Annotated in this window: 24 protein-coding genes; 12 read left to right on the forward strand and 12 right to left on the reverse strand. The window is 67.0% G+C overall.

Features of this window, described 5'->3' with window-relative positions; translation table 11 throughout:
* Positions 1–343 precede the first annotated feature (343 nt).
* From ACNS84_RS04180 to ACNS84_RS04190, 3 genes are all read left to right on the forward strand, one after another.
* Entirely contained in the window at positions 344–1,603 is a 1,260-nt protein-coding gene (locus ACNS84_RS04180; protein ID WP_435073578.1) for a multicopper oxidase domain-containing protein, read from the forward strand.
* Position 1,604: 1 nt separating this feature from the next.
* On the forward strand, positions 1,605–2,855 hold the full coding sequence (locus ACNS84_RS04185) for a ZIP family metal transporter (protein WP_435073579.1): 1,251 nt from the start codon (positions 1,605–1,607) through the stop codon (positions 2,853–2,855).
* 144 nt (positions 2,856–2,999) lie between these two features.
* Complete coding sequence (locus ACNS84_RS04190) at positions 3,000–3,305, forward strand: cupredoxin domain-containing protein (RefSeq protein ID WP_435073580.1); 306 nt, start codon at positions 3,000–3,002, stop codon at positions 3,303–3,305.
* A gap of 57 nt (positions 3,306–3,362) precedes the next feature.
* Here the strand turns inward: ACNS84_RS04190 and ACNS84_RS04195 are convergent, their stop codons facing one another.
* From ACNS84_RS04195 to ACNS84_RS04215, 5 genes are all read right to left on the reverse strand, one after another.
* Positions 3,363–4,700 (reverse strand): glutamate-5-semialdehyde dehydrogenase, encoded by a 1,338-nt coding sequence (locus ACNS84_RS04195; RefSeq protein WP_435073581.1) that lies wholly within the window; start codon positions 4,698–4,700, stop codon positions 3,363–3,365.
* On the reverse strand, positions 4,693–5,577 hold the full coding sequence (gene proB, locus ACNS84_RS04200) for a glutamate 5-kinase (RefSeq protein WP_435073582.1): 885 nt from the start codon (positions 5,575–5,577) through the stop codon (positions 4,693–4,695). Before proB ends, ACNS84_RS04195 begins: the two co-directional genes overlap by 8 nt.
* Positions 5,567–6,343 (reverse strand): pyrroline-5-carboxylate reductase, encoded by a 777-nt coding sequence (gene proC / locus ACNS84_RS04205; RefSeq protein WP_435073583.1) that lies wholly within the window; start codon positions 6,341–6,343, stop codon positions 5,567–5,569. Before proC ends, proB begins: the two co-directional genes overlap by 11 nt.
* 98 nt (positions 6,344–6,441) lie before the next feature.
* Complete coding sequence (locus ACNS84_RS04210) at positions 6,442–7,437, reverse strand: glycosyltransferase family 4 protein (protein WP_435073584.1); 996 nt, start codon at positions 7,435–7,437, stop codon at positions 6,442–6,444.
* Positions 7,438–7,477: 40 nt separating this feature from the next.
* The gene (locus ACNS84_RS04215) at positions 7,478–8,344 is read right to left on the reverse strand and encodes a hypothetical protein (RefSeq protein WP_435073585.1); all 867 of its coding nucleotides are present in this window, start codon (positions 8,342–8,344) and stop codon (positions 7,478–7,480) included.
* A 109-nt stretch (positions 8,345–8,453) separates the two neighbouring features.
* Here ACNS84_RS04215 and ACNS84_RS04220 point away from each other — a divergent pair, with 109 nt between their 5' ends.
* On the forward strand, positions 8,454–9,470 hold the full coding sequence (locus ACNS84_RS04220) for a lysylphosphatidylglycerol synthase transmembrane domain-containing protein (protein WP_435073586.1): 1,017 nt from the start codon (positions 8,454–8,456) through the stop codon (positions 9,468–9,470).
* A 225-nt stretch (positions 9,471–9,695) separates the two neighbouring features.
* Positions 9,696–10,466, forward strand: a complete 771-nt coding sequence (locus ACNS84_RS04225; RefSeq protein WP_435073587.1) for an HU family DNA-binding protein — start codon at positions 9,696–9,698, stop codon at positions 10,464–10,466.
* 45 nt (positions 10,467–10,511) lie between these two features.
* Here the strand turns inward: ACNS84_RS04225 and ACNS84_RS04230 are convergent, their stop codons facing one another.
* Together ACNS84_RS04230 and ACNS84_RS04235 are read right to left on the reverse strand one after the other, a co-directional pair.
* The gene (locus tag ACNS84_RS04230; RefSeq protein WP_435073588.1) at positions 10,512–12,164 is read right to left on the reverse strand and encodes a DUF2070 family protein; all 1,653 of its coding nucleotides are present in this window, start codon (positions 12,162–12,164) and stop codon (positions 10,512–10,514) included.
* Entirely contained in the window at positions 12,165–13,199 is a 1,035-nt protein-coding gene (locus ACNS84_RS04235) for a glycosyltransferase (protein WP_435073589.1), read from the reverse strand. It lies immediately after the preceding gene.
* 312 nt (positions 13,200–13,511) lie between these two features.
* On the opposite strand from ACNS84_RS04235, the gene ACNS84_RS04240 reads away from it, so the two are divergent.
* On the forward strand, positions 13,512–14,978 hold the full coding sequence (locus ACNS84_RS04240; protein WP_435073590.1) for an NAD(P)H-hydrate dehydratase: 1,467 nt from the start codon (positions 13,512–13,514) through the stop codon (positions 14,976–14,978).
* On the forward strand, positions 14,971–15,501 hold the full coding sequence (moaC, locus tag ACNS84_RS04245) for a cyclic pyranopterin monophosphate synthase MoaC (RefSeq protein WP_435073591.1): 531 nt from the start codon (positions 14,971–14,973) through the stop codon (positions 15,499–15,501). The genes ACNS84_RS04240 and moaC overlap by 8 nt, the downstream gene beginning before the upstream one ends.
* Positions 15,502–15,546: 45 nt before the next feature.
* Here moaC and ACNS84_RS04250 read toward each other — a convergent pair whose 3' ends face one another.
* Both ACNS84_RS04250 and fdhF read right to left on the reverse strand, forming a co-directional pair.
* Positions 15,547–17,268 carry a formate--tetrahydrofolate ligase gene (locus ACNS84_RS04250; RefSeq protein ID WP_435073592.1) on the reverse strand — a complete coding sequence of 574 codons (1,722 nt, stop codon included), beginning with the start codon at positions 17,266–17,268 and terminating at the stop codon, positions 15,547–15,549.
* 100 nt (positions 17,269–17,368) lie between these two features.
* Positions 17,369–19,516, reverse strand: a complete 2,148-nt coding sequence (fdhF, locus tag ACNS84_RS04255) for a formate dehydrogenase subunit alpha (RefSeq protein ID WP_435073593.1) — start codon at positions 19,514–19,516, stop codon at positions 17,369–17,371.
* A gap of 155 nt (positions 19,517–19,671) precedes the next feature.
* On the opposite strand from fdhF, the gene ACNS84_RS04260 reads away from it, so the two are divergent.
* Positions 19,672–20,298: a hypothetical protein gene (locus tag ACNS84_RS04260; RefSeq protein WP_435073594.1), complete on the forward strand. Its 627-nt coding sequence runs from the start codon at positions 19,672–19,674 to the stop codon at positions 20,296–20,298.
* A gap of 29 nt (positions 20,299–20,327) precedes the next feature.
* Here the strand turns inward: ACNS84_RS04260 and gcvT are convergent, their stop codons facing one another.
* The gene (gcvT, locus tag ACNS84_RS04265; protein WP_435073595.1) at positions 20,328–21,509 is read right to left on the reverse strand and encodes a glycine cleavage system aminomethyltransferase GcvT; all 1,182 of its coding nucleotides are present in this window, start codon (positions 21,507–21,509) and stop codon (positions 20,328–20,330) included.
* A 111-nt stretch (positions 21,510–21,620) separates the two neighbouring features.
* On the opposite strand from gcvT, the gene ACNS84_RS04270 reads away from it, so the two are divergent.
* Complete coding sequence (locus ACNS84_RS04270; protein WP_435073596.1) at positions 21,621–22,283, forward strand: S26 family signal peptidase; 663 nt, start codon at positions 21,621–21,623, stop codon at positions 22,281–22,283.
* Positions 22,284–22,287: 4 nt separating this feature from the next.
* Here the strand turns inward: ACNS84_RS04270 and ACNS84_RS04275 are convergent, their stop codons facing one another.
* Positions 22,288–22,830: an NYN domain-containing protein gene (locus tag ACNS84_RS04275; protein WP_435073597.1), complete on the reverse strand. Its 543-nt coding sequence runs from the start codon at positions 22,828–22,830 to the stop codon at positions 22,288–22,290.
* A gap of 167 nt (positions 22,831–22,997) precedes the next feature.
* On the opposite strand from ACNS84_RS04275, the gene ACNS84_RS04280 reads away from it, so the two are divergent.
* From ACNS84_RS04280 to arsM, 3 genes are all read left to right on the forward strand, one after another.
* Positions 22,998–23,249, forward strand: coding sequence for a DUF7999 family protein (locus ACNS84_RS04280; protein WP_435073598.1), 252 nt, complete (start codon positions 22,998–23,000; stop codon positions 23,247–23,249).
* A gap of 294 nt (positions 23,250–23,543) precedes the next feature.
* Positions 23,544–23,939 carry an ArsR/SmtB family transcription factor gene (locus ACNS84_RS04285; protein ID WP_435073599.1) on the forward strand — a complete coding sequence of 132 codons (396 nt, stop codon included), beginning with the start codon at positions 23,544–23,546 and terminating at the stop codon, positions 23,937–23,939.
* On the forward strand, positions 23,936–24,763 hold the full coding sequence (gene arsM / locus ACNS84_RS04290) for an arsenite methyltransferase (RefSeq protein WP_435073600.1): 828 nt from the start codon (positions 23,936–23,938) through the stop codon (positions 24,761–24,763). The genes ACNS84_RS04285 and arsM overlap by 4 nt, the downstream gene beginning before the upstream one ends.
* 30 nt (positions 24,764–24,793) lie before the next feature.
* Here arsM and ilvD read toward each other — a convergent pair whose 3' ends face one another.
* Entirely contained in the window at positions 24,794–26,584 is a 1,791-nt protein-coding gene (ilvD, locus tag ACNS84_RS04295; protein ID WP_435073601.1) for a dihydroxy-acid dehydratase, read from the reverse strand.
* Positions 26,585–26,589 lie beyond the last annotated feature (5 nt).

Genomic DNA, 26,589 nt, shown 5'->3' on the forward strand with positions numbered 1-26,589 from the left:
CTGCGTGAGCACGCGGGGTAATAATTCCGGAGTGGCACTAAATTATGACCTTCTGAATAGGTCGGGATTGTGTCTGTCACCCACCGCGTATAGTATATGATGCTATACGAAATGAGTTGGCCGTCGGTCAGTCATCTCGGACAGTTTGAATCGCAGTCTGCGGTTCGTTACTCCGTGTTAGCTCCCGGAACGCCCTCCTCGACGGGTACCACAGCACCAGCAAGCCGAAATACCGCCCTCACTTAGACAAGACACATTCAAAATTTAGAGGCGTCTAATTTATATATTTGCGTCATTGACTATCAGATATGCGTATCCGAAAATACGACAAGTGGAAGCGATCATGACATCGATAGATTACGAGAGTGCAGCCGAAGTCACGGAACGACTCGAACAGCGATTGGTCGACTCACTCACCGGTGACACAGCAGTCAGTCGACGATCAGTGCTCGGTAGTCTCGGTGTCGCCGGCAGTGCAGCGGTCGGACTCGGGAGTAGCGGGGCGCGTGCCTCGGCCGGCCACGAGGACGAACGCGAGCACGGGAACTTCGGTACGGTGGGCGAATACCAAGATTTGGATTTCGATCCGCACGAGTTCCTCACCGCGTTCAATACCGGAGACAGCGGTCAGGATAACGTCCCTCAGCAGACCTATGAGGAAGACGGCCGAACCGTACGGGAGTTCGAGCTCACTGCCGTCGACACGACGATCACTATCGCACCGGGCATCGAGTTCCAGGCGTGGGCGTACAACGGCCAGGTGCCGGGTCCCACGCTCCGTGCCGTTGAGGGCGACTTGATACGCGTCAAGTTCACGAACCTCGGGCGACACGCCCACACGATCCATCCGCACTTGAAGAACCTCAACCCGCGGATGGATGGAATTCCACAGAACGGGCCGGGAGTGCTCGATACGGGCGAGTCCTTCACGTACGAGTGGATCGCTCAGCCCGCCGGCACACACTTCTATCACTGCCATTCGCTTCCGCTGAAAGAGCACATCCACCGCGGACTGTACGGCACGATCATCGTCGATCCGGACCCCGAACGCGTCAGGGAAAACCCGCGCGACTACGTCAATTACCCCGGGCCGATTACCGACGACCTGCGGACGCGGCTCTTCGAAGAGGCGAAAAGCCGGAACCACGAGTACGCCGAAAACGACGCCGTCAACGAGATGGTGATGGTGATGAACTCGTTCGACACCAATTTCGACGGTGGCAACGAGGTGTACGCGGTGAACACGCGAGCGTTCGGATACGGAGTCGGAGGCACGGACGGCAAAGGCAACTGGGCGGCGGGGGAGACGAAACGGCCCATCCAGATCGATAAGAACGAACGCCAGCGCGTGTATCTCGCGAATGCGACCGAGTTCGACCTCATCAACTCGTTCCACACGCACTCGCAGTTCTTCGACTATTACGACCACGGCACGACGCTGACGCCGACGAACAAGACCGTGGACACGATCGTGCAGACGCAGGCACAGCGCGGAATCATCGAGATCGACTACTCGGATCACGACCCCGGGTTGTACATGTTCCACGCACACCAGTCCGAGTTCGCCGAACTTGGCTGGATGAGCTTCTTCGAGGTGGTCTAACATGACGGACAACAGAGAGCGTTCGGTGACGGACGATGGTGTACCAGTTGAGAAGGAAGACACACGGCCGCTCGGACTACCGCGGTGGGTCAGCGCGTTACTGCCGATCGTGTTGCTCCTCCTCGTCTTGGGCGTCTTCGCGTTCACGTCGCCGCTCGCCGGCGTTCAAGGCGGCGAACCGCTTCCCGACCTGACGGTCACGCACACGACGCTTCCGAGCGACGAAACGGTCGTACTACACGTGACGAACAACGGCCCCGACTCCGTGACGGTGTCGCAGGTGCTCGTCGATGAAGCCTACTGGAATTTCCGGGTCGACGGGGCCGGCGGTGACCAAACGCTCGCTCCGATGGAAAGCGCACAGGTCGTGATCCCGTATCACTGGAATCCGGGATGGGATCTCAACGTCGCTCTCGTGCTCTCTGACGGGGCGACGTTCGATACGACAATCGTCGCTCCGAGCCAGTCACCCGGGTTTAGCCTCGGTCTGCTCGGGACGCTCGCAGTCATCGGAGTGTTCGTCGGTGTCATCCCGGTCGCACTCGGGATGCTGTGGTTCCCGTACATCAAGACGATGAGCGATCGGTGGCTACACGCCGTTCTCGTGTTCGCGACCGGCGTACTGGGATTCCTGGCGTTCGATGCCGGGTTCGAGGCGTTCGAACTCGCCGAACGGATTCCGGGCGCGTACGAAGGTAGCCTCTTGGTCGTCTTCGGAATCGCCGGCGCATTCCTCTTGGTACAGTCGATCAGTGCGTGGCGTGAGGGCCGAGTCGCCGCCGGAGACGGTCGGGCGGGTAGCGGTCTCTGGATCGCCTATCTGGTCGCGGTAGGGATCGGCCTGCACAACCTCGCTGAGGGGTTGGCAATCGGGAGTTCGTTCGCACTCGGGCGTGTGTCTCTCGGCGTGTTCCTCGTGATTGGGTTCATGCTTCACAACGTGACGGAAGGTCCGGCGCTCGTTGCACCGGTCGCCCGCGGAAAACGCCCAGCGTTCAAACACTTCGCGGCGCTCGGTGCCATCGCCGGCGCACCCGTCATCCTCGGTGGGTGGATCGGTAGTCTCGCGTACTCGCCGACGATCGGGGCCTTCTTCCTCGCGATCGGAGTCGGTGCAATCCTCCAGGTCAACTGGGAAATCGCCCGAATGGTTCAGGATGCGGGCGGTCGCGTGGCCAGCGCCACGAACCTGCTTGCGTTCCTACTCGGTCTCGGCGTGATGTACGTGACCGACCTCTTTGTGGCGGTCTAATACGCACCGGTCCCTCACTCTGTTACAATGTCTCTCACGATGTACGACCGGCGGACGGTTTTGCGACTCGGCAGTGCTGCCCTGGCGACTCTCAGCACCGCCGGCTGTTTGAACGGACAGTCATCGTCTCTCCAGACCGTTGCGATGCCGGACAGCCACACGTTTGCGCCGAAGACGGTGACAATCGAGTCCGGCGAGACGGTAATCTGGACAAACGAGAGCGATATTCAGCACACTGTCACGGCGTACGGAGACGAGGTACCGAATGACGCCGCGTACTTCGCAAGCGGTGGCTTCGGATCGGAGCGTGCTGCGCGGAACCGCATCAGCGAGGGGCTCATCGCTCCGGGCGAAGCGTACGAGCACCAGTTCGACCGTCCCGGAACGTACGGCTACTACTGTATCCCACACGAGAGCTCCGGGATGGTTGGGACAGTTCGGGTAGAGTGACACGGCTATTGCGGGCGACGAGCCGAATCAATACCGACGCCGTGAAAACGAGGTCGCCTACCGATCGTCGAACGTCCACTCGGCGTCGAGTTCGCGGTGCGTGTACGGAAGCGCGTCCTCTCCGCTGTAGCTCGCAACGAGGTGGCCGTCACCCTCCAAGTAGTACTTGTAGGTGGTGAGGCCCTCCAGCCCGACCGGGCCGCGTGCGTGGATTTTCCCGGTCGAGATACCGACCTCGGCGCCGAGGCCGTAGCGGTAGCCGTCGGCAAAGCGCGTCGAGGCGTTGTGGAAGACGCTCGCGGCGTCGATGCCGGTGATGAACGCTCGGGCGGCCGCCCGGTCCTCCGTGACGACGGACTCGGTGTGTTTCGAGCCGTGCGCGTTGACGTGCTCGACCGCCTCGTACACGTCGTCGACGAGTTTGATCGACAGTTCGAGGTCGCCGTACTCCGTGTCCCAGTCGTCGTCTGTCGCGGCGCCGACGTCGACAAACTCTCGCGTGGCCTCGTCTCCTCGGAGTTCGACGCCAGCCGCTTCGTAGCGGTCGACGAGGTCGGGGAGCAGGTCGGCGGCGACGGACTCGTTCACGAGCAGCGTCTCGACCGCGTTACAGACGGCGGGGTACTGGACCTTCGCGTCGAAGGCGATGTCGGCCGCCATCTCCAGGTCGGCGTCGTCGTCGACGTAGACGTGACAGATACCCTCCGTGTGCCCGAGCACCGGGATCTGCGTGTTGTTCTGGATGTGCGAGACGAACTCCGAGGAGCCTCGCGGCATGACGAGGTCGACCGCGTCGTCGCGTTCGAGGAGGCGGTCGACCTCCTCGTGGGCCTCGACGAGGCCCGCCCAGCCCTCGGGGAGGTCTGCGGTCGCCTCGCGGATCACTCGATGGAGGACGCGGTTCGATTCGCTGGCCTCGCTGCCGCCCTTGAGGATGACCGCGTTTCCGGACTTCAGCGCGAGCGCCGCTATTTGGACCAGCGCGTCCGGTCGCGACTCGAAGACCGTCGCGACCACGCCGATGGGGACAGACACGCGGTACAGCTCCAAGCCCTCGTCGAGTTCGCGGGCGGCGAGCGTCCGGCCGAGCGGGTCCTCCTGCTCGGCGACCGACTCGACCATCCCGGCGATGTCGTCGAGCTTCGCGGCGTCGAGCTTTAGGCGGTCGACGAGCGCCTGCGCGTACTCGCCTCGCGACAGCATCTCCTCGGCCGCCTCGACATCCCGTGCGTTCGCCTCAAGAATCTCGGTCTCGTTCTCTCGGAGCGCGTCGGCGATGGACCGGAGTGCGTCGTCCCGAGTCGCCTCGTCGGCGTTGGCGAGCCGCAGGGCGGCTCGCTGTGACTCCTCGACCAGTTCGTCCGTGTCGCGCTCGATGTCTGCGATCTCACTCATTCGTCTCACCCGTCGTCGGAACGAATAGCGTCCCGGTCGGTTTACCGGCGGCGATCCGCGCTAACACGTCCCGAGTGGCGGAGCCGGCGATCACCGCGGGTGCACCGCTCTCGGCCACGTCGCGGGCACCCTCGACCTTCGTCTCGATTCCGCCGAAGTCGGTGGTGGTGCTGTCGCCAGTGATCTCGCGGACCGCGCCGTAGTTCGTCCCGACCGCCTCGATGACGGTCGCGTCCGGGTCGCGCTCCGGATTGCCGGTGTACACCCCGTCGACGTCGGTGAGCGTGACGAGGAGATCCACGCCGAGCGCGATAGCGACCGACGCCGACAGCATGTCGTTGTCGCCGATTCGAAGCTCCTCGGTCGCGACAGCGTCGTTCTCGTTGATGATCGGGACGACGCCCCAGTCGAGCAGAGTCTCGACGGTGTTCGTGAAGTTCTCGAACCGCTCGGGTGCGTCGAGGTCGGCGCCGGTCACCAGGATCTGCGCGACCGGCTGCTCGTACCGATCGAAGCTCTGCGTGTAGTGGCGCATCAGGAGGCTCTGCCCCACCGTCGACAGCGCTTGGCTCTCCTCGATGAGGTCGCTACCGCGATCGATCTCGGCGTCGACGGTCGCGTCGCCGTTACCGAGCCGACCGATACCGGCGCCGACGGCGCCCGACGAGACGAGGACGACCTCCTTGTCGCGGCGGCGGAGGTCCATCACGTCGGCCACGAGCTTGTCGAGTTTCACTCGGTCGAGCCGCGACTCGTCGTCCGTCAGCGAGTTGGTCCCGGCTTTCACCACCACGCGGTCGGCTTCCGCGGCCGCGGTCCGCGCGTCGTCGACAACACCCGCGTCCACCGTGCCGAGCGAGACCCCGTCAGTCGTCATCGAATGCCTCGGACAACTCCCGCGAGCGATCCGCAGCCGCCGTGACGGCGTCGACCACCGCCTGATCGGCGTCGCTATCCCAGAGGACTTCCATCCCCTCGATAGTCGTCCCGTTCGGGGAGCAGACCGCGTCGATGAGCTCGTCCACGCTGCGGTCGTCTCGGAGGACGGTCTCGGCCGCGCCCTTGAACGTCTGTGCGGCGAGCGTCTCGGCCTGTTCGGGGTCGAGCCCGCCGTCGACGCCGGCCTGCTTCACCGCGTCGATGAGGTAGAAGGCGAAGGCGGGGCCGCTGCCGTTGACCGCGGTCGAGATGTCCATCAGCGACTCGTCGACCTCGACAAACTCGCCGGCGTCGTCGAGCATGGCGCGGACCTCGTCGGTAACGCCCTCGTTCGTCACCGCCGCGGCCATGTCGCCCGTCTCGGCCGCGAGGTTGGGCATGATCCGAACGACCGTCGCCGGGGTCCGCTCGGCGACGAACTCGCGAGGCAGTCCCGCGGCCAGCGTCACGAGCTGCTGGTCGGCGCTCAAATCGAGGTCCGCGAGCACGTGCTCGGCCACGTCCGGTTTGACGGCGAGCACGACGATGTCAGCTTCTCTCGCGGCGGCGACGTTGTCCGTCGTCTCGTCGGCCGCGTCCTCGACGGCGGCGAGCACGTCCGGATCGATGTCTATCGCCGTCAGGTGATACGAGTCGGTCCTCGCGAGGCCGCGCAACAGGGCACCCCCCATGTTTCCGCAGCCGATGACGCTCACGCGTGTCATGTTACGTGGACGAAGTACGCTCACGGACATACCAACTGTGGTTTAGACAAGATTTCCCACTGCTGTTCAAAACCCGCCGCCCCCGAGAGAAGACGAGATCAGATCAGCTGATCGTACAGCGAGCGGTACCGCTCCGCGATGGCATCGAGCGAGTACGCCTCGCTTCGGGCCGCCGCGTTCGACCCGAGTCGCTCGCGGAGGTCGGGGTCGGACAGTCGCCGTATCGCGTCGGCGAACGCGGCGGTCTCCCCTTCGGCGTCGTCTGGGTCGATCTTGAGGCAGTCCTCGCCGTCATCGAGCCACGAGAACGTCTCGATGTCCCGGACGACGACGGCCTTTCCGGCCGTCATCGCCTCCAGCAGCGCGATCCCTTCGTTCTCCTCGTGGGTCGGGAACAGGAACACGTCGCCAGCGGCGAACGCCCCACGGATGTCGTCGACGAACCCGGTGAACGTGCAGTTGTCGGGCGACTCTTCGATGAGGCGGGTCGTCTCGCGGCCCTTCAACGACAGGTCGAGCGGGCCGAACCACGCGAAGTCGACCTCGGGGAGTTCGCGAGCGAGGGCGACGAACGTCTCCAACCCCTTCCGCTTGATCACGTGGCCGACGAGGAACACCGTCGGCGGGTCGAGATCGTATCGTTCGCGGTACTCGGATTCGAGCGACTCGAAGCCCGCCAGCTTCTCGCGGTCGACGCCGTTCGATATCACGGTCGTCGGCGCGTCGACGTACTCCTCTATCACGCCGCGGTTGTACTCGGAGGGGCAGACGAGCGCGTCGGCGAGCCCGTACGCCCGGCGCAGGTAGGGTCTGAGGGGCTTCGCGAGCGCATTCGTGAACCGGAAGCTGTCGCCGAAGTCCTCGGCGGTGACGTGGGTGTGCGCGACCACCGGCACGCCGCGGTCGCGGGCGCGCTTCGCATACCACACCGAACGCGGCCCCATCAGATTGCAGTGGAGCACGTCGGCGTCGAGGGTCGGCTCGGTGGTGTACTCGATCCCCTCGCGGTCGAGCATCTTCCGCTGGTGGACGACGGACTCGCGGATCCCGCCGGTGACGTGGTCTTCGAACTCGAAGTAGTGGCTGACCTTCATCGCTGTGTTGCGGCGGCGCGGGTGACCCTCGGGGCGTCGCTCACTCGACTTCCAGCCACGGGACCTCCATCAGCGGCGGGATGTGGGTCTCGATGTGGTGTTCCCACACGCCCTCCTCGCCGAACGCCTCGCCGTGGTCGGCGGTCACGACGACCGTCCCGTCGAGTTCGTCGACGAGTTCCGCGACCGATTCGAGGGCGATCCGCAGGTTCTCCTCGTAGAGGCGGAGCGCGGTGACGCGGGTACCGTCTTTTACGAGATCGGCCGGATCGAGCTCCAGCCACAGCCCTGCTTTCTGCGCGAACTCGCTGTCGTCGAGCCGGCTCTCTATCTTTGGTCGGACCGTGTCGCTGAGCGACGAGAGAAGCCCGCCGTCGTCCTCGTCGCCGCCGTCCTCGCTCTCCTCGTCCTGCCGCTTGATCCCCTTCTGGATCTGTTTGAGCTTCTGGCCCTTCCCGCGCGAGAGGTACGGCGCGTGCGGCTGCATGTAGTGGAGCACCGTGCGGTCGGCGCGCTCGACGGCCTCGGGGTTGTTCCGGAACGCCTCCGCGAGCCCCTCCGGCGGGACGGTGCCGAGGTCGTCATCCCAGCCGGTCTTCCAGACGTCGTGGATGTCACTGATGTGATCGGAGGCGGTCCACTCGTAGTCGCAGCTCGCACCCCACTTCAGCTCGTTCAGCGGAATGCCGAGGTCGTTGATGAAGGGGTTTCCGGAGAAGTAGGCGATGTCGTGGTCGCCGGTGAACGTTCGGTAGGCCCACTCCGGCGTCGACGAGCCGACGCTCCAACGCTTCTCGAGGTTGCCGTCGAGGTACTCGTCGTACACGTCCTCGAACACGTCGTAGCGACACGCATCGAGGACCAGACAGTAGTCCCACTCAGACTCTAGGAACCGCTGGTCTTCCATAGATTACCCGGAAATTTCCCACCGACGGTTGTATTCTTATTGGTGTTCGGTCGACTCACGCCGTCGTGACGATCAGACGTTTCAAGTTCGGCACCGACGCAGGCACGGTATGGACGGACGCCGTCGCCGCGGCCTGTTGGTAGGAGGGGTCGCGGCGATCGGCATCCTCGCGGTGCTGTTCGTGGTCGTCGGGGCGGACCGAGTGATCGATACGGTGCTCGGGGCCGACCTCGCGCTCGTCGCGGCAACGGGGGCGCTTGCGATCTGCTGGCTGATCGCGTGGAGCCTCATGCTCCGGACGGTCCTCGGCTCGCTCAACGTCGACCTCCCGGTCGCGACGTCGTTCCTCGTGTACGCGGGCGCAGTCTTCGCGAACAACGTTACTCCCTTCGGGCAGGCCGGGGGAGAGCCGGTCGCCGCGGCGCTCATCTCGAAGGCCTCGGGGGCGCGGTACGAGACGGGGCTGGTCGGGATCGCCTCCGTCGACGTGCTCAACGTCGTCCCCTCTATCTCGCTGGTGTTCCTCGGCGTCGGCGCGTACGCCGCGAATGCGGCCGTCGGCGATCGATTGGAGGTCGCCGTCGGCGTCGCCGTCGCGCTGATCGCGACGATCACGACGGCTATCGCGCTCGGCTGGCGGTACCGGCGGACGCTCGTCGATCGGCTCCCGGCCGCCGTCGGGGGGCTTCTCGGGCGGCTGCAGCGGTTCGACTCCGGCCGCGTCGAGGAAGCGCTCTCGGCGCGCCTGCAGAACTTCTTTGCGGACATCGAGCGCGTCGGCACTCGGCCCCGCCGCCTCGCGGCCGCGGTCGGACTGTCGCTCGCGGGCTGGACGCTGCAGGCGGCCGCGCTCACGGTCGCGTTCGCCGCCGTCGGGGCGCCGATCTCCCCGGAGATAGCGCTGTTTGCCGTGCCGCTGGCATACGTCGCGGGCGCCACGCCGCTTCCGGGGGGGCTCGGGGGGATCGAGGCGGCGTTCGTCGCGCTGCTCGTCCCGACCACGGGCGTCGCCGCACCGACCGTCACCGCCGCCGTGCTCGTGTTCCGCGGCGCCGTCTACTGGCTCCCGATGCTGATCGGCGGCCTCTCCGTCTCGGTGCTCGGGATCGATGCGGTGCGGGAGTGATACGCGGGCAGAGGCTGGTTCAACTATCATTTAAATAGCGTGTCGACCACCCCCCTCCGCCCAGCGAGTGTGACCGTCAGGCAAAGGCGCCAAAAACCGCTCCCGAGCCGAACGGCCGGCGAGGTTTACCAGGGCGGCGACACCGCCGACATATAGATTTAAAAGACTGTCACAGTACAATTAAGCTCTCATAGAACGTAATAGTCCTCGGAGATTACAGAATAAATGCCTCAACAGACTCTCTCGCGGCGTACCGTACTACGGCGGGGCGCGCTCGTCTCGACCGCCCTCGGACTCGGCCTCGCGACGACGACGGGTGGGGCCGCTGCGACGAAGAAAGCGGAACTCATCGAGGCGATGGCGAGCAAGTCCGGCCTCTCGACCGCCGACGTGGAGCGGGCGCTCGACGCGTTCACCGACGCGACGACGGCGGCGCTGTCGGTCGGCGACAGCGCCGTCCTGGTCGGCTTCGGCTCGTTTAGCATCTCGAAGCGCAGCGCGCGGACGGGACGGAACCCCCAGTCCGAGCGCCGTCCGAAAGACGAGTCGCCGGTGACGTTCGACGCGTGCCCCGAGTTTGCGGCCGCTCTCGATTTAAATCCCGGAAGGGGTGACGAGGCGAGTGCCAAGTGCCGGGACGCCGACGTGGTGATCGACGCGGCGTACATCGCGAGGGCGACGGGGGACGAGTCGCACGCTGGCCTCTCGAAGGCGGATTCGAAGCGTGCGATCGAGGGGTTCCTCAGCGTGGCTGTCGACGCGCTGAAGAAAGGCGATCGACTGTCGGTCGCCGCCTCGGACGACTCGGGCGGCTCGGACGACTCGGGCGGCTCGGACGACTCGGACGCCTCGGATGACTCGTTCGGGTCGTTCAGCATCTCGAAACGCAGTGCTCGAACGGGACGGAACCCCCAGACCGGCAAGGAGATCCAGATCGCGGCGAAGAACGTGGTGAAGTTCAAGGCGGGCGCCGAACTCTCCAAGGCCGTTAACTGATCGCGCGCGGCGCGCCGGTCGGGGAGCGAGCCCGCGGTGATTCCGTCAGAAGAACAGCCACAACACGAGCAGTACGTACAGTCCCAGCAGCGCGATCACCGTCAGTCGGATGAGGATGTTGACGCTGAACACGAGCCCGTTGTAGTCGTTTTTCAACAGCTTGAGCGGTGCCGTCCGCCGGCTGTCGAGTCCGATCGTCGCCGGCGCCACGTGGTCGACGGCGCGTTCGATCGCCGCTTCGAGTGCCTCGACGTTCGACTGGCTCATATTCGCCAGTTCGTGGACGGACGCGTGCGTGTCGGTCGAAAAGACGAGCACCTCGTCGAACTCGTCGCGGTGGCTCGCCGCCAGCCGCCGGATGTCCGGGGTGACGCCGTTGGTGTCGATCCCCACCGTAAGCACGTCCTGGCCGTCGACGGACTCGACGATCGCGATCATGTCCTGCTCGTCGTGCAGCGTCTCGAACCCGGCCGCGTACTCGCCGAGCGGCGCCTCGGCGAGTCCCTCGCGGAAGTCGTCGAAGTGACGCTTCAGGCGGTCAGCCTCGCTCGACCCGTACTGGACTTCTTTCGTCGGACCGTCCTGAATGTCGTGTTTGTGGAGATCGACGAGGAGCAGTTCGGACTCGTCGACATCCCGCATGAACACCCCCGTGTCGTAGTCGTCGATCCCCTCGCTGTGGAGGTAGACGACCTGCTTGTCCCCGAATCGACGACCGTAGAACTCGATCTCGCCGTAATCCTCGTGCACGAGTTGCGAGGCGCGCCCGATCCCCTGGGGGTCGGTAACCGCGTCGAGAATCTTCTCCGCGTCGGTCGGGTTCGAGAGGTCCTCCTTGTGCGTGCAGGGGACGTGAAGGAAGAAGCCGTGTTCGTCGTGCCCGTCGTTCAGGGCGTCGATGACGTTGCCGCTGAGCTGTCCGCCGCCAAACCCGCCCAGCGGGCCGGGGTGGACCCACGGGGCGGCGAGCGTCAGCCGGTCCCCGTTGTCGATCGCGAGGGTCTCGACGGCGGGCTCCGCCTCGACGCCGAGGTCGAGCGACTCGCGGTCGTTCCGGAGGATTCCGGAGGTGAGCGCGAACGCGGAGACGTCTGTGTTCGTGCGGATCAGGTAGTCGACGATGGCCAGGACCAACACGAGGAACGCGGCCGCGATGAGCAGCGACGCGAACGCGAACACGTGCCGGTACGTCGAGAACCCGAGATTCCCGCCCGCGAACGCGTAAAACGCTGTTATCAGCGCCGCCGGCTCCGCGAGCGCGACGAGGAGGATCCGCTTGTAGCGGTCGATCCCCGCCGACACGACGAGCGCGAAGATGTTGATCAGGTAGATGGTGATGAAGAGGAGCCAGACGATGCTCCACGCGTTCCCCACGTCGTTCGCGCCGGAGAGCACGAGCGCGTAGACGAACAGGACGAACTGGTTGATCAAGGCGAGGAAGAAGCTCCACGAGCGCGGGTACGCCGGCAACACGCGGTGGAACAACTCGCCACCGAAGAGGAAGGGGAACAGAAAGATGAGGACCGCCACGGGCAGGACGCTGGAGGGCTCGGGCGCGAGCGGCGTGAACATCGAAAAGGCGACGAACGTGACGAGGCTGTACACGACGCTGAGACCGACGAGCGCCGGGATCTGTGCCTTCAGCGGTGGGGCACCGAACACCAGTCGCTGGAAGACGTCGACGTTGTCCGCTCCCATTTAGGATGACACCCCGTAAATGGACTCCAACTCATCTATCGTGCGCGTCATGGAGAAGCCCTCGACCGCCTCGCGGGTCCGTCGGTCGCCGGTGAGGCAGTCCTTGACCGCGCGCACCATGTCGTCGAGGTCACCGCGGAGAAACCGCGCGCCGTTGGCCTCGCCGATTGTCTCGTCGAACGGCGAGACATCGGCCGCGGCGACCGGCGTCCCGCAAGCGTTGGCCTCCAGCGTCGAGAGCCCGAGAGTGTCACAGGTGGAGGCGGTGACAAACACGTCCAGCGCGGAGTAGAACGCCGGCAGCTCCTCGCGCGGGAGGAAGTCGCGGAACGTCGCGTTGGCCGGCGCGTCGCGTTCGAGGGCGTCTCGAACGGGCCCCTCGCCGACGAGTTCGAAACGCACGTCTGGCATGCGCTCGGCCAGTCGCAGTATCTCGTCGACGTTCTTGTTGCGGGTCATCCGCCCGCTATACCCGATGGTTGGCTCGTCCGTCTCGAACCGGGAGCCGTCGACGGGGCGGAACGTGTCCATCTCGATGCCGACCGGGAGCTTCCGGGGTGCCACGTCGCGGCGGATGCGCGAGGTCGACGCGGTGACGCAGTCGAACGAGCGGAGGAATCGGTTCTCGTAGCCGACGTACAAGCGGCCGGCGATGTTCGAGAGCGACTTCAGCTTGAGCCCCTGAACGAAGTAGTCCTCGATCGGCGTGTGGTGTGTGTACACGGATTTTACGTCTCGTTTCTTCGCGTACCGACGCCCCATCAGTCCGGTCGCCGCCGGACCGTGACAGTGGACGACGTCGAGGTCGGGCAGCGTGGAGAGCCGCCGGTAGAGGGGAACGCGATACTGGCGGTAGAGAGGATTCGGCAGCGACCGAACGGGGAGCTCTCGGGCGTCCGGCTCGTGGTTGCTCGCCGGGTAAACGACGTACACGTTGTGTCCCCGGTTCTCCAAGCGGTCGCGCCACGCGCGTATCGTGTAGGTGACGCCGTCGATACCGGGAAAGTAGCTGTCCGTGAAGAATCCGATATTCATGCGAGGTCTCGTCGTCTACGCGTCGTCGGCCGGAGATCGATCTGAGAGGGCGCACGCACCGTGTTTCGACCGGTCGGATAGTCAGGTGTCGCGTCCGCAGCGGACGGGAGCCGGACGAATTCCACCGGCGCGTCTGGGAATGAAGCGGGTCGCACGAGTTCTACCTCGCTGATTTTCGAGCAAAAAGCTTCAACATTTTCATTCCGGGCGCAGGCGGGGAGACTCTCCGCCCTGCCGTGGTGGGTCGCCGTTGGCGGAGCAGGTCGCTCGCTCGACCCCACACTTAATCTCACGGAGCGCGAATTCCGAGCCATGATTTCTGCCGAACGAATGGCCGCCGTCGACGCCAACGCCGCGGCCCTCGGCGTCCCGCGCAAGCAGTTGATGGAGTCGTCAGGCAACGCGGTCGCTCGTGAGGTACGGGCCGCCGCCGACGCGGGCGCCGACGTCGCCCTGCTGTGCGGTCGCGGGAACAACGGCGGCGACGCGTTCGTCGCCGCGCGGTTCCTCTCGGAGTACGAGACGACGGTCCACCTGCTCGGTCGACAGGAGTCGCTCCGCACCGACATCGCACGAGAAAACTGGGAGGCCCTCGACGCGGCCGAAATCCCGACCGAAATCGTCGCGGATTCCGCCGACCTCTCGCTCGGCGACCCCGACGTCATCGTCGACGCGATGCTCGGCACGGGCGCGTCGGGCGCACTGCGCGAGCCCGAGCGGACGGCAGCAGAACTGGTGAACGAGAGCGACGCCGTCGTCGTCAGCGTCGACGTCCCCTCGGGCATCGACGCGAACACCGGCGATCCGACGGGGGCCGAGGCCGACTCGACGGGCCGGTCGGACGCGAGCACACACGTCGAGGCCGACCGGGTCGTCACGTTCCACGACGAGAAGCCGGGGCTCGGTGCACTCGACGCCGCGGTGACGGTCGCGGACATCGGGATTCCGTCGGCCGCGGAGCGGTTCGCCGGCCCGGGCGACCTGCTCTCGCTCGGTCGGGACCCGACGTCGCACAAGGGCGAGAACGGCGAGGTGCTCGTCGTGGGCGGCGGCCCGTACACAGGCGCACCAGCGCTATCAGCGCGCGCGGCGCTCCGGGCCGGCGCCGACCTCGTTCGCGTCGCCTGCCCGGAGACTGTCGCGCGCGAGGTTCAGGGGTACTCCGCGGACCTCATCGTACGCTCTCTCCCCGGCGCTCGGATCGGGCCGGCCCACGTCGACCGGGTGACTGAGCTCGCCGCCGGCAGCGACGTCGTCGTGCTGGGTCCCGGACTCGGCGAGGGCGAGGAGGTCCGGGAGTTCGTTCGCCGGTTCCTGTCGGGGTACGACGGCCGGGCCGTGGTCGATGCCGACGCGCTCCGCGTCGTCCCCGACGTCGACACGGACGCGACGCTGATCTGCACGCCGCACCAGGGCGAGCTCGTGGAGATGGGCGGCGAGACCGCGGCCGACCCGAACGAGCGGGCGGCGCTGGTCCGGTCGTTCGCCGCGGACCTCGACCACACGCTGCTCGTCAAGGGCGCGGTGGACGTGGTCAGCGACGGCGACGCGGTCCGGCTGAACCGTACGGGGAACCCGGGGATGACGGTCGGGGGAACCGGCGACGTGCTGGCGGGGGCGGTCAGCGCGCTGGCGGCCGTCATCGACCCGTTTCAGGCGGCCGTGATCGGCGTGTACGCGAACGGCCGAGCCGGCGACGCCGCGGCCGAGGCGTACGGGAACGGGCTCGTGGCGACGGACTTACCCGACTTGCTTCCCGAGGCGATGCGTAATGAGTGACGAACAGACCGCGGGGCGAGCGACGGCGGGAGACCCCACCGAGGAGCTGACTCACACCGACGCGTCCGGCGAGGTTCGGATGGTCGACGTCGGCGCGAAGCCCGACACGAGCCGGCGCGCGGTCGCGCGCGGCGAGATCCGGCTGACGCCGTCGACGATCGCGGCGGTCGAGGCCGACGAGGTCGGGAAGGGAGACGTGCTCGCGACCGCGCGGATCGGCGCGGTGCAAGCCGTCAAGCACACGTGGGAGACGATCCCGATGTGCCACCAGATACCGATCACGAACGTCGACACCGAGTTCGCGGTCGGCGGCGATCGGATCGAACTGACCGTCGCGGTCGAGACGACCGGCAAGACCGGCTGCGAGATGGAGGCGTTAGAGGGCGTCACCACCGGGCTCAACGTCGTCTGGGACATGGTGAAGGCCGCCGAGAAGGACGCGGACGGCGGCTATCCGGACACCAGAATATCGGACGTCGAGGTCGTCGCGAAGGAGAAGCGGGCGCTCGACGGCGGCGACTGAGGCCGCAGTGGTCGGGTGGCCGGGAGAGAACGGCAGTCGTCGACCTCAGAACAGCCCGGTCACGTTCCCGTCGTCATTGACGTCGATTCTCTCGGCGGCCGGCTTGGCCGGGAGTCCCGGCATCGTCATCACGTCCGCCGTCTTGACGACGACGAAGCCGGCGCCCGCCGACGGCGACACCTCGCGAACGGTGAGCGTCCACCCCTCCGGGACGCCCGTCAGCGAGGCGTCGTCGGAGAAGGAGTACGGCGTCTTCGAGACGCAGACCGGGAGGTCACCGTACCCCCACTCCTCCACGCGTTCGAGATCCGACTCGGCACCGTCGACGTACGCCACGCCATCGGCCCCGTACACCTCGCGGGCGACCGTTTCAATCTTCTCGCGAATCGACGCGTCGAGGTCGTACAGGGGCGCGAACGAGCCGGTTCCGGCGCGCTCGCTGACCAGTTCCGCGAGGCCGGTCGCCCCCTCGCCGCCGTCGCGGTAGGCCGTCGAGCGCGCGACGGAAATATTGATCTCCCGCAGCGCCGATTCCAGCGCGTTGAGGTCGGCCTCCGAGTCGTCAGGGAAGACGTTGATCCCGACGACCGCGGGGATACCGAACGACTGCACTACCTCGACGTGACGGGCGACGTTCTTGGCTCCCGCCCGAACCGCTTCGGGGTCGGTCGCGTCCAACGCGTCGAAGTCCGTCGGCCACATCTCCAGTCCGTGGCGCTTGGCGCCGCGGACCGTCGCGACGACGACCGCGATGTCCGGTACGATTCCCTCACGGGCGACGATGTGCGCGAACTTCTCCGCGCCGAGATCCGCGCCGAAGCCGGCCTCGGTGACGAGATAATCGGCGAGCGAGGCACCGACCCGGTCGGCGACGAGCGTGTTGGTCCCGTGAGCGATGTTCGCGAAGGGGCCGCCGTGGACCAGCGCGGGGACGCCCTCGACGGTCTGCACGAGGTTCGGCCGAAACGCGTCGCGAAGGAGCGCCGCGGCGGCGCCCGCGACGCCGAGGTCGGCGGGCGTGATCGGATCGCCGTCCGCGTCCTCCGCGAGGACTATCCGTCCGATCCGCGCCTTCAGGTCGGCGATGTCGGCCGCGAGCCCCAGGACGGCCATCAGCTCCGAGGCGGCGGTGATGACGAACTCGTTCTCTCGCGGCACGCCGCGCGCGGGACCGCCGAGTCCGACCACCGTCTCGCGGAGCGCGCGGTCGTTGACGTCGAGCGCGCGGGGCCAGGCGACACGCCGCACGTCTATCTCCGCGTCGTTCCCCTGGTGCAGGTGGTTGTCGAGCGCCGCGGCGATCAGGTTGTGCGCGGCCGTGAGTGCGTGGATGTCGCCGGTGAAGTGGAGGTTGATCGCCTCCATCGGAAGGACCTGCGAGTACCCGCCGCCCGCGGCGCCGCCTTTGATACCGAAGACGGGGCCGAGCGATGGCTCTCTGACCGCGACCGCCGTGGACTCGCCCAGCCGTGCGAGCGCCTGTCCGAGTCCGACCGTCGTCACGGTCTTGCCCTCGCCCTTCGGGGTCGGGGTCATCCCGGTCACGAGGACGGTCGTCCCGTCGGCAGCGTCGGCGCTCCCGGTCGCCGACCGCACCGCGTCGAGGGTGAGCTTTGCGACCCCGTCGCCGCGCGGCTCGACGTCTGCGGGGCGAAGGCCGAGGTCAGCCGCGACCGACTCGATCGGCCGCGGGTCGACGGCACGCGCGACCGCGAGGTCGGACGCCGGTTCGTCGACTGCGTCGTCCTCCGGGGGCTGGGGGGCCATACCGGCTCTTCTCAGGGGTGGCGTATGATAATTGTCTGTGAATCACTGTCACACAGTGGATCGGCTATTTATAAAGAGAAGACCGCCGTGGCCGCCCGGATCAGTCGTCTGCCGGTTCGGCGCCGTCGTCGGCTTCGCCGCCGTCGGCGACGGTCACCGCGATGTCTGCGGCCGCGGCCTTGTACTCGGGAATCTTCGCGCGGTCGTCCAGCACGTCGTTCGTGAGGCGATTCGCCGAGGCGGCCGCGAAATGCGGCGTCGTCCAGACGACGCCCTCCTTGATATCCTCGGTCACCTGCGCTTTCACCTCAATCTCGCCGCGACGGGAGCGGAGCTGTACCATGTCGCCGTCTTCGATGCCGTACTCCGCGGCGTCGTTCGGATGGACGTCGACGAAGTTCTCGGGGTGCTGTCGCAAGAGCGTCGGCGAGCGCCGGCTCATCGTCCCGGTGTTGTAGTGCTCTTCGAGCCGCGCCGTGGTGAGGATCAGCGGGTACTCCTCGTCGGGTACCTCGGCCGGCGGCTGGTGGCGAACACCCTCGATCTGTCCGAGACCGTTCTCCGTGTCGAAGGAGTCCTCGTAGAGGAACTGATCGCCCTCGTCGCCCTCCTCATAGCAAGGCCACTGAAGCCCCCTCTCGCCGAGGCCCTCGTAAGTCATCCCGTGGTAGATCGGACACACCTCCCGGAGCTCCTCGAAGACGGCTTCCACGTCCTCGAATCGGAACTCGTCTTCGCTGAAGAGGCGGCTCCCGACCTCCATCAGGATGTCGAGGTCGTGCTTGGTGTTCTCGTGGACCTTCTCGACTCCGCGCATCCGCTGGACGCGGCGGTCGGTGTTGGTGACGGTCCCGCCGCGCTCCGCCCACGTCGTCGCCGGGAGGACGACGTCCGCGAACTCGGCGGTCTCCGTCATGAAAATGTCCTGCGCGACCATGAAGTCCAGCGCCTTCAGGCGCTCCTCGACCACGTTCCCGTCCGGCTCGCTCATCACGGGGTTCTCTCCCATCACGTACAGCCCCTTCACCGAGCGGCCCGCCTCGTGGGAGATTTCGACGTTGGTGAGGCCGGGTTCGGCAGGCACGTCGAAGCCCCAGACCTCCTCCACGGACTCCCGGACCTCGTCGTCGTCGACCAGCTGGTAGCCGGGGAGCACGTTCGGCATGGCGCCCACGTCGCTGGTCCCCTGGACGTTGTTCTGCCCGCGGAGGGGGTTGACGCCGGTGCCGGGTCGGCCGAGGTTCCCCGTGATCAGCGCGAGGTTGATCTCGTTCTGGACGTTGTCGACGCCGCAGGTGTGCTGACTCATCCCCATCCCGGTGAAGATGGCGGCGTTGTTCGCCATCGCGTACTTCTCGGCGGCGAGTTCGATGTCTTCGAGCGGGACGCCTGCCTCCTCGGCGGCCGCCTCCTTGTCGAAGTCCGCGAGAGTCTCTTTCAGGTGCTCGAACCCCTCGGTTCGCTCCTCGATGAACGTCTCGTCGATCCAGCCCGCGTCTGGCTCCGCCTCGTGGCGCTCGAGGATGGTCTTCAGGACGACGTTGAGGAGCGGGATGTCGGTGCCGGGGTTGAGTTGGAGATGCATGTGCCGGTCGGTCTCGGCGATGTCGAACGACCGGGTGGTCTTGTTGGCGTGCGGGTCGACCTGGATGACGGTCGCGCCCTCCAGGACGGCCTGTCGGAAGTACTGGCTGTTGGCGATGGGGTGTTGCTCGCCCGGGTTCGCGCCCTCGATCCAGAACACGTCGGCCGCCTCCTCTAAGTCCTCCATGCTGTTCGTCATCGCGCCCGCGCCGAGGCTGGTCCGGAGCGCCCACACCGTCGAGGCGTGGCACATCCGCGTGCAGTTGTCGATGTTGTTGGTGCCGTAGCGGCGCGCAAGCTTCTGGAGGAGGTAGTTCTCCTCGTTCATCGTCTTCGAAGAACCGAAGAATCCCATCGCGTCGGGACCGTGTTCCTCTCGAATGTGCTCCATCTCCGAGACGATCCGGTCGTACGCCTCCTCCCACGTCGCCTCGCGGAACTCGCCGTCCTCCTTGATGAGCGGCTCCGTGAGTCGGTCCTCGTGGTCGACGACCTGCGTCGCCGCGCCGCCTTTGATGCAGACACGCCCCTCGTTGACCGGGGCCTCACCCCACGGCCTGAAGTTCACGTCGCCGGGGTCGTCTCCCTGTTGGACTTTTATACCGCAGCCGACCCCGCAGTAGGGGCAGATTGTTTTCGTGGCGTCGTCCTCATCAGCGGACATGAGTCTCACCCTGACGTGTGGTCATACGTCACGAATTGTCATGCCACTGCAATTAGTGTATCGGTCGTTACGACCGCTGAGAACGGCGTCCACCCGCGTCGGCCGGACTGTCCGAGCCGCCGAACCGTTTTGTCGACGGCCGACGTTCGGCCGGTATGGACGCGACACTCGCCGACGTCGAGGCGCGCGTGGACGAGCACGTCGAGACGTACCGCGAGACGGCCCCGTTCTATCCGGTCGAGGCCGAGGCGATCGAGTCGCTCGGGGACGCGTTTCGCGCCGGCGACTACGGACGCCGCGACGTCGAGTGGGTGATCCGGTGGTACTTCCGGCGGCGCGTGGAGGCGATCGACCACGACGAGCGCCGCGCGGTCGAGGAGGCGGTCGAAGGGGTGGAGCCGCGCGAACTCCGCGGTGCGCTGTGGGACGCGATCGACGCACTCGACGAGGCGGGAGCCGCGAGTGACACCGATGTGGCCGAGCCGTCGCACCACCGTGCGATCGACGCGCTCACGCGACTTCCGGGCGTCGACGTCGCGGTCGCGACCGCGCTGTTGTGGTTCCTCGACCCGGACCGCTTCCTCGTCGTCGGTGACCGCGAGTGGCGGGTGGTCGCCGCGCTGACCGATCTCAAGGACGGGTACCCCGACCCGATGACGCCGGACGCGTATGACCGCTACCTCGCCGCGGCCCGGACGCTCGGCGAGCGACTCGACGTCGATGGCTGGCGGCTGTACATGGTGATTCAGCGGGTGTACGCGGAGTCGGTCACAGAGACATAATCCCCCGGCGCGGGCGGCCCCTTCGCCGCTTACCGATCGAGGAACGGCGGGATCACGACCTCGGCGCGCTTCTCGTCGCCGCGGACGACGACGCTCACCTTTGTGCCGGAGTCGGTGTACTGCTCGTGGAGGTAACCGAGGCCGATGGGCTCGTTGAGCGTGGGGCTCATCGTACCCGATGTGAGGTGACCGACTCGGGTGAGGTCGCCGTCGGTCACGGCGTACCCGCCGCGGGGGACGCCCCGGTCGAGCAGGCGGACGCCGACGAACCGCTCGTCGACGCCCTCCTCTCGCTGCCGCTCCAGCGCGTCGCGGCCGACGAACTCGGTGTCCAGCTTCACGACGAAGCCGATCCGCGCCTCGTACGGGGTTCGCGGCTCGTCGTCGGGGTCGAAGTCCTGTCCCGAGAGGAGGTACCCCATCTCGGTCCGGAGGGTGTCACGCGCGCCGAGTCCGCACGGCTGGGCGGCGGGCCCAGCGCTCTCGTCGCCGACGAACGCCGACCAGACCTCTTCGGCCGCGTCCGTCGGGCACATGATCTCGAAGCCGTCCTCACCGGTGTACCCGGTGCGCGCGACCCAGCTATCGACGCCGGCGACCGAGGCCGCCGCCGCCTCGAACTTCGAGAGGCCGACGACCCGGCCCGACGGAGTGGCCTCGTCGACGGCGTCGGCCGAATCCGGTCCCTGCACCGCGAGCATACCCCAGTCGGTGGTCGCGTTCTCGACGGTCGCGTCGAGGCCGGCCTCGTCGCGGTAGTCGGTCCAGCGGTCGGTCATCTGCCCGTCGTGACCCGCGTTCGGCACGAAGAGGTACGCGGGATCGCCCGAACCGGCGTCGAGGTCGCGGTCAAGGTCGGCGAGCGTCTCGGCGCCCGACCCGGCCACGACCCCGTCGGGGAGCCGGTAGACGACGGTGTCGTCGAGCATGACGCCCTCGTCGTTCGTGATCGCTGCGTACTGCGAGTCGCCGGGGTCGAGCGCGGTCACGTCGTTGGTCGTCAGACGGTTCATCAGGGTCGTCGCGTCCGGTCCCGAGACTTCGACTTCGCCCATGTGCGAGACGTCGAAGACGCCGACTGCCTCCCGGACCGCGGTGTGTTCCTCGCGAATCGAGTCGAACTCGACTGGCATCTGCCAGCCGCCGAAATCGGTGAACTTCGCGCCGCGCGCCTCGTGGGTCTCGTGGAGGGGTGGAAGCCGATCGGTCATGCCCCAATCCTCACCGGGACGCGTCTAAGGTCTTGCCATCGACCCAGTCTCGACGGCAGTGTGGGGGCGACCCCCGACAGGCTCAAGCCGCTTCCACCCACTTTCAGCCACGTGAGACGGAACGCCGCCGAACTGCTCGCGCCCGCCGCGGCGGTCCTGCTCGTCGCGCTCGTCGTCGCGGTGGCTGTGGGCGCGTGGCCCCCGTTCGTCGCCGTCGAGAGCGGGAGCATGGAGCCGGCCGTCGAGCGGGGAGACCTCGTGGTCGTCACCTCGACGGAGCGGTTCCCCTGGGGTGGCCTGACGGCCCACGAGGAGCCCGATGCCCCGATGCGGCTCGGCGGCACGGGCGACGTAGTGGTGTTCGACCCGCCCGACGGGGAGCGACGGCCGATCCTTCATCGACTCGCGTTCCGCGTCAGCGCGGGCGAAGACTGGACGGACCGCGCTGACCCGGCACTCATCGACGGCGACTGCGATGCGATCGACGCCTGTCCCGCGACGTACGACGGCTACGTGACCTACGGCGACGCAAACGGCGAGTACGACCAGAGCGCGGGGATCGCCCCGGTCGTCCGCGAGGAGTGGATATCTGCCAAGGCGCTGATGTCCGTCCCGAATCTCGGCTGGTTCCGAGTGGGCATCGACGTCGCGATTGCCCGGCTCGGCCTCCTTCCGACCGTCGCGGGACTCATCGGTATCGCGGCGACGGCGGGCGGCGTCGGCGCAGTCCTGATCGGTCGACTCGGTCGACGACGCGACGAATCGCGACCCTAACGCCTCACTCCGAGGATGCGTCGGCGGTCGCGCTCGAGTCGGCGCCGGCGTCGCTCAGTTCGGTCTCGTCGTCACCGGCCTCGGCATCGTCTTCGTCGCTCTCGCTGACCTCATCGAGCGTCACCGACCCGTTCGCGGCGTTTCGGAGGGCGTCGGACCGCCCGAACTCGCCGGGCGCGATCGCGAGAGTCCGGATACCGTAGCCGTTCGCGGTCTCGACGACGGGCTTGAAATCGGTGTCGCGAGAGGCGATAGCCAGGACCGACATCCGGTTCTCGGCCGCGAACCGGGCGGCGTCGACCGCGAGCTTCACGTCGACGTCGCCGCTCGTGATCACCACTTCGAACCCGCGCGCCTCCGCGGCTTGGATCAGTCCCGGCGTCGCGTGCTCGTCGAGGTAGAGCCGCGTGGCGACCAGCGGCCCCTCGGCCTCCGCCGCGCGGCGCACGTCGTCGAGATCCACGTCGAACTCCTCGCGCAACACGTTCGGCCCGTCGACGAACAGCGCCACGCCGACCGGCTCCTCGTCCTCCCGACTGGATTGCATGCGTCGTGGTCCGCGGCGGGCGGAAATATGCGTGCTGGTACGCAGCGACCCAGCGTGACCGCGTCGTGACTGGCGTTATACACCTTATATGCGTTTTATGACCTGATCGACGGTTGTAGTGAATATACAGAGTATTCAAGTAGTATGTCCAAGAATAGCGAGATAAGATGTCGAACTACGACACCTACACCGTAATTTCCGAGCAGAACGATCATCAATGCACGACGCTCCGTGCACACCCACGCAACGAGACATTCCACGTCGTCGACTACGCCGACGACGACGCTCGCAAGGAGGTTGCGGAGCTGCCGGTCGGCTCGGTGGTGAAAATGGAGCTGTCGCGCGCCGGCCGCCGGAGCAACGTCTGGCGCGCCGAGTCCGTCCGGACCGCACACACGGACGGGGGGACCGCGGAGTAAGCGGCTCCCGTCTTCCCGTCGATCTCGCGGCGGCCGTCTCGGACCGGCCGGCTCGACCCACCTCGAACCGCCCCTGCGGCGGTCTCTCGTTCTCGCGTCGTTCGTCTGTTTTCGTGTTCGTCTTCCGTTCTCAACTCCATCGTTCGCTCGTTTTCGACTCCGTCGCTCGGTCTCACCGGCGAACTCCGATCTCCCGTTCGCCTTCAAGCCCGAACCCCCGTTCGTGTCTCGGATCGGTCGCGTGACCCGGCGAAACGAATATATTAGCAGCCACTCATATTAGTAGATACAGATATGACCCGACAACACCCACCGGCGGTCGAAGCTGGCGGGAACGCCGCCGCGGATGACGGGTGCCGTGCGGGTGTCGAACACCCGCTCACGGGCCGTGAGATCGAACTCGACGTCGACGCCCTCGGGGCGCTCGGTAACGAGACGCGGTACGAGGCACTCCGGCTCGTCGCAGCGACCGAGGGCGGCACCTGCGGCTGTGAGATAGAGCCCGCACTCGGCGTGAGCCAAGGCGCGGTCAGTCAGGCCCTCTCTCGGCTCCACGACGCCGGGCTCGTGACGCGACGAACGGAGGGTCGCTGGCGGTACTACGACGCGACGGAACGTGCCGCCCGACTGCTCGACGTGATCGACGAGACGCGTCCGAGCGACCGAGGAGAAGGGGGTCGGCGGCCATGAGCGACCAAATCGATTCGGCGGTTGACGGAGCGACCGCCGACGCAGACGCAATCGAAGTCGACGCGGCCGAGCAACGCAGCGTCGTCCGGGAGCGCTACGCCGACATCGCGACGCGGGGATCGGACTGCTGTGCGGACGACGACGCCACCGACGGCGACTCCGGCCGAGTCGGGTACGCAGCGGACCAGATCGATGCCGTCGAAGACGGGGCCGACCTCGGACTCGGCTGCGGGAACCCGACCGCCATCGCGGCCCTCGAACCGGGAGAGACCGTCCTCGACCTCGGCTCTGGCGGCGGGTTCGACTGCTTCCTCGCGGCCCGGGAAGTCGGGCCGGATGGACGCGTCATCGGCGTCGACATGACGCCGGAGATGGTCGAGCGCGCACGCGAGAACGTCCAGCGGAACGACGCCGACGCGGTCGAGTTCCGACTGGGAGAGATCGAACACCTGCCGGTCGCGGACGGGTCCGTCGACGTGATCCTCTCCAACTGCGTGATCAACCTCTCGCCGGAGAAGCCGCAGGTGTTCCGCGAGGCGTTCCGCGTCCTCCGGCCGGGCGGCCGGCTCGCGGTCTCCGACGTGGTTCGCACCGCGCCGTTCCCGGACGACGTGCGACTCGACCCGGACTCCGTGAGCGGGTGCGTCGCCGGGGCGTCGTCGATCGAGGAGCTCGAATCGATCCTTGACGACGCGGGGTTCGTCGACGTCGCGATCGAGCCGAAGGCAGAGAGCGAGGCGTTCATCCGCGACTGGGACGACGACCGTGATCCGAGCGAATACATCGTCGCCGCGACGATCGAGGGCCGGAAGCCGCGATCCTGAGCGGTGGCGCCGCGGTCGCGACGTCTCCGATTATTCTCGCGTCAGCCGCGGATTCGTCACGGCGCCGTCGGCGGCGGACGCGAAGTCGCGGGCGTACTTCGCGAGGACGCCGCCCTCGTACTGCGGCGCGGGCGCCTCCCACGCGTCGCGACGCTCCGCGAGCTCCTCCTCGGACAGGTCGACCGTGAGGTCGCGTTCGGGGATGTCGACGGTGACGTGGTCTCCATCCTCGATGAGCCCGATCGGGCCGCCGTCGGCCGCTTCCGGAGCGACGTGGCCGATCATTGGCCCGCGCGTGCCGCCAGAGAAGCGCCCGTCGGTGAGCAGGGCGACGTCCTCCTCGTGTCCCGCGCCGACGACGGCGGCGGTGACGCCGAGCATCTCGCGCATCCCCGGACCGCCGGTCGGCCCCTCGTTGCGGATCACGATCACGTCGCCGGAGTCGATCGCGCCCGACTGGACGTACTCCATCGCGTCCTCCTCGTTCTCGAAGACTCGGGCGGGCCCTTCGTGGTAAAAGGCGTCGTCGCCGGTCACCTTCAGGACCGCGCCGTCGGGCGCGAGGTTCCCTTTCAGGATCTTGATCGCGCCCTCCTCCTCCTTCGGGTCGTCGACGGTGTAGAGGAAGTCGGCCTCGATTTCGTCGTCGTCCGGGAGCGCGCCGTTCGCCTCCAGTTCGTCGAGTTCCTCGGCGAGCGTGCGACCGGTGACCGTCATCGCGTCGCCGTGGAGCAGGTCGGCCTCCAAGAGACGACGAAGCACGACCGGGACACCGCCGACTTCGTGGAGGTCGTTCATCACGCGTGTCCCGCCGGGCTGGAGGTCGGCGATCTTCGGCGTGCGGCGGGAGATCTCGTCGAAGTCCTCGATCGAGAGGTCGACGTCGGCCTCGGCCGCCAGCGCGAGGAGGTGGAGGACGCCGTTCGTCGAGCCGCCGATGGCGGTCTGGAGAGCGATCGCGTTCTCGAAGGACTTCCGAGAAAGGATGTCCGAGGGGCGGCGGTCGTTCTCGATGCAGTCCAGAACGAGTTCGCCCGCCCGCTCCGCGACCTCGTAGCGCTCCGCGTCCTCGGCCGGGGCGGAGGCCGAGCCGAGCGGCGCCATCCCGAGCGCCTCGGAGATGGACGCCATGGTATTGGCAGTAAACATCCCGCCGCACGAGCCCGCCCCGGGGCAGGCGTGCCGCTCCAACTCGTCGAGTTCCTCGCCGCTCATGTCGCCCTCGGCGTAGGCGCCCACGCCTTCGAACACCTGGACGATGGTGACGTCGCGCCCGTCGTGCTGACCGGGCATGATCGAGCCGCCGTAGAGGAAGACGCTCGGCAGGTCGGTGCGGATCGAGGCCATCAGCATGCCGGGGAGGTTCTTGTCGCAGCCCGCGACCGTCACCAGCGCGTCCATTCGCTCGCCGAACGAGACGAGTTCGACCGAGTCGGCGATGACTTCTCGGGAGATGAGGCTCGCTTTCATCCCCTCGGTCCCCATCGAGATGGCGTCGGAGATGGTGATCGTTCCGAACTCGATCGGCATCCCGCCGGCGGCGTCGATACCCTCTATCGCCGCGTCGGCGACGTCGTCGAGGTGAACGTTACACGGCGTGATGTCGGCGGCGGGGTTCGGCACGCCGACGATCGGCGAGGAGAGGTCATCGTCGTCGAAGCCCATCGCGCGGAACATCGACCGGTGCGGGGCGCGCGCCGCGCCCTCGGTCACGTCTCTGCTCGGTAGGCTTTCGTCCTTCTCGCCCGCGAACCGGTCGGCGTCGCCTCCGCGTCGGCGAGGGGACTCTCCCTCGTCGGGTCGTGGCTGCTGTTCGCTCATACCTC

The organism is Halorubrum wangae, assembly GCF_051194135.1.
Classification (GTDB): domain Archaea; phylum Halobacteriota; class Halobacteria; order Halobacteriales; family Haloferacaceae; genus Halorubrum.

What these genes read in the sequence shown, in the direction of transcription:
- ACNS84_RS04180 (WP_435073578.1), top strand. Translation starts at nt 344, where the DNA reads ATGACATCGATAGATTACGAGAGTGCAGCCGAAGTCACGGAACGACTC.
- ACNS84_RS04185 (WP_435073579.1), top strand. Translation starts at nt 1,605, where the DNA reads ATGACGGACAACAGAGAGCGTTCGGTGACGGACGATGGTGTACCAGTT.
- ACNS84_RS04190 (WP_435073580.1), top strand. Translation starts at nt 3,000, where the DNA reads ATGCCGGACAGCCACACGTTTGCGCCGAAGACGGTGACAATCGAGTCC.
- ACNS84_RS04195 (WP_435073581.1), bottom strand. Translation starts at nt 4,700, where the DNA reads ATGAGTGAGATCGCAGACATCGAGCGCGACACGGACGAACTGGTCGAG.
- proB (WP_435073582.1), bottom strand. Translation starts at nt 5,577, where the DNA reads ATGACGACTGACGGGGTCTCGCTCGGCACGGTGGACGCGGGTGTTGTC.
- proC (WP_435073583.1), bottom strand. Translation starts at nt 6,343, where the DNA reads ATGACACGCGTGAGCGTCATCGGCTGCGGAAACATGGGGGGTGCCCTG.
- ACNS84_RS04210 (WP_435073584.1), bottom strand. Translation starts at nt 7,437, where the DNA reads ATGAAGGTCAGCCACTACTTCGAGTTCGAAGACCACGTCACCGGCGGG.
- ACNS84_RS04215 (WP_435073585.1), bottom strand. Translation starts at nt 8,344, where the DNA reads ATGGAAGACCAGCGGTTCCTAGAGTCTGAGTGGGACTACTGTCTGGTC.
- ACNS84_RS04220 (WP_435073586.1), top strand. Translation starts at nt 8,454, where the DNA reads ATGGACGGACGCCGTCGCCGCGGCCTGTTGGTAGGAGGGGTCGCGGCG.
- ACNS84_RS04225 (WP_435073587.1), top strand. Translation starts at nt 9,696, where the DNA reads ATGCCTCAACAGACTCTCTCGCGGCGTACCGTACTACGGCGGGGCGCG.
- ACNS84_RS04230 (WP_435073588.1), bottom strand. Translation starts at nt 12,164, where the DNA reads ATGGGAGCGGACAACGTCGACGTCTTCCAGCGACTGGTGTTCGGTGCC.
- ACNS84_RS04235 (WP_435073589.1), bottom strand. Translation starts at nt 13,199, where the DNA reads ATGAATATCGGATTCTTCACGGACAGCTACTTTCCCGGTATCGACGGC.
- ACNS84_RS04240 (WP_435073590.1), top strand. Translation starts at nt 13,512, where the DNA reads ATGATTTCTGCCGAACGAATGGCCGCCGTCGACGCCAACGCCGCGGCC.
- moaC (WP_435073591.1), top strand. Translation starts at nt 14,971, where the DNA reads ATGAGTGACGAACAGACCGCGGGGCGAGCGACGGCGGGAGACCCCACC.
- ACNS84_RS04250 (WP_435073592.1), bottom strand. Translation starts at nt 17,268, where the DNA reads ATGGCCCCCCAGCCCCCGGAGGACGACGCAGTCGACGAACCGGCGTCC.
- fdhF (WP_435073593.1), bottom strand. Translation starts at nt 19,516, where the DNA reads ATGTCCGCTGATGAGGACGACGCCACGAAAACAATCTGCCCCTACTGC.
- ACNS84_RS04260 (WP_435073594.1), top strand. Translation starts at nt 19,672, where the DNA reads ATGGACGCGACACTCGCCGACGTCGAGGCGCGCGTGGACGAGCACGTC.
- gcvT (WP_435073595.1), bottom strand. Translation starts at nt 21,509, where the DNA reads ATGACCGATCGGCTTCCACCCCTCCACGAGACCCACGAGGCGCGCGGC.
- ACNS84_RS04275 (WP_435073597.1), bottom strand. Translation starts at nt 22,830, where the DNA reads ATGCAATCCAGTCGGGAGGACGAGGAGCCGGTCGGCGTGGCGCTGTTC.
- ACNS84_RS04280 (WP_435073598.1), top strand. Translation starts at nt 22,998, where the DNA reads ATGTCGAACTACGACACCTACACCGTAATTTCCGAGCAGAACGATCAT.
- ACNS84_RS04285 (WP_435073599.1), top strand. Translation starts at nt 23,544, where the DNA reads ATGACCCGACAACACCCACCGGCGGTCGAAGCTGGCGGGAACGCCGCC.
- arsM (WP_435073600.1), top strand. Translation starts at nt 23,936, where the DNA reads ATGAGCGACCAAATCGATTCGGCGGTTGACGGAGCGACCGCCGACGCA.
- ilvD (WP_435073601.1), bottom strand. Translation starts at nt 26,584, where the DNA reads ATGAGCGAACAGCAGCCACGACCCGACGAGGGAGAGTCCCCTCGCCGA.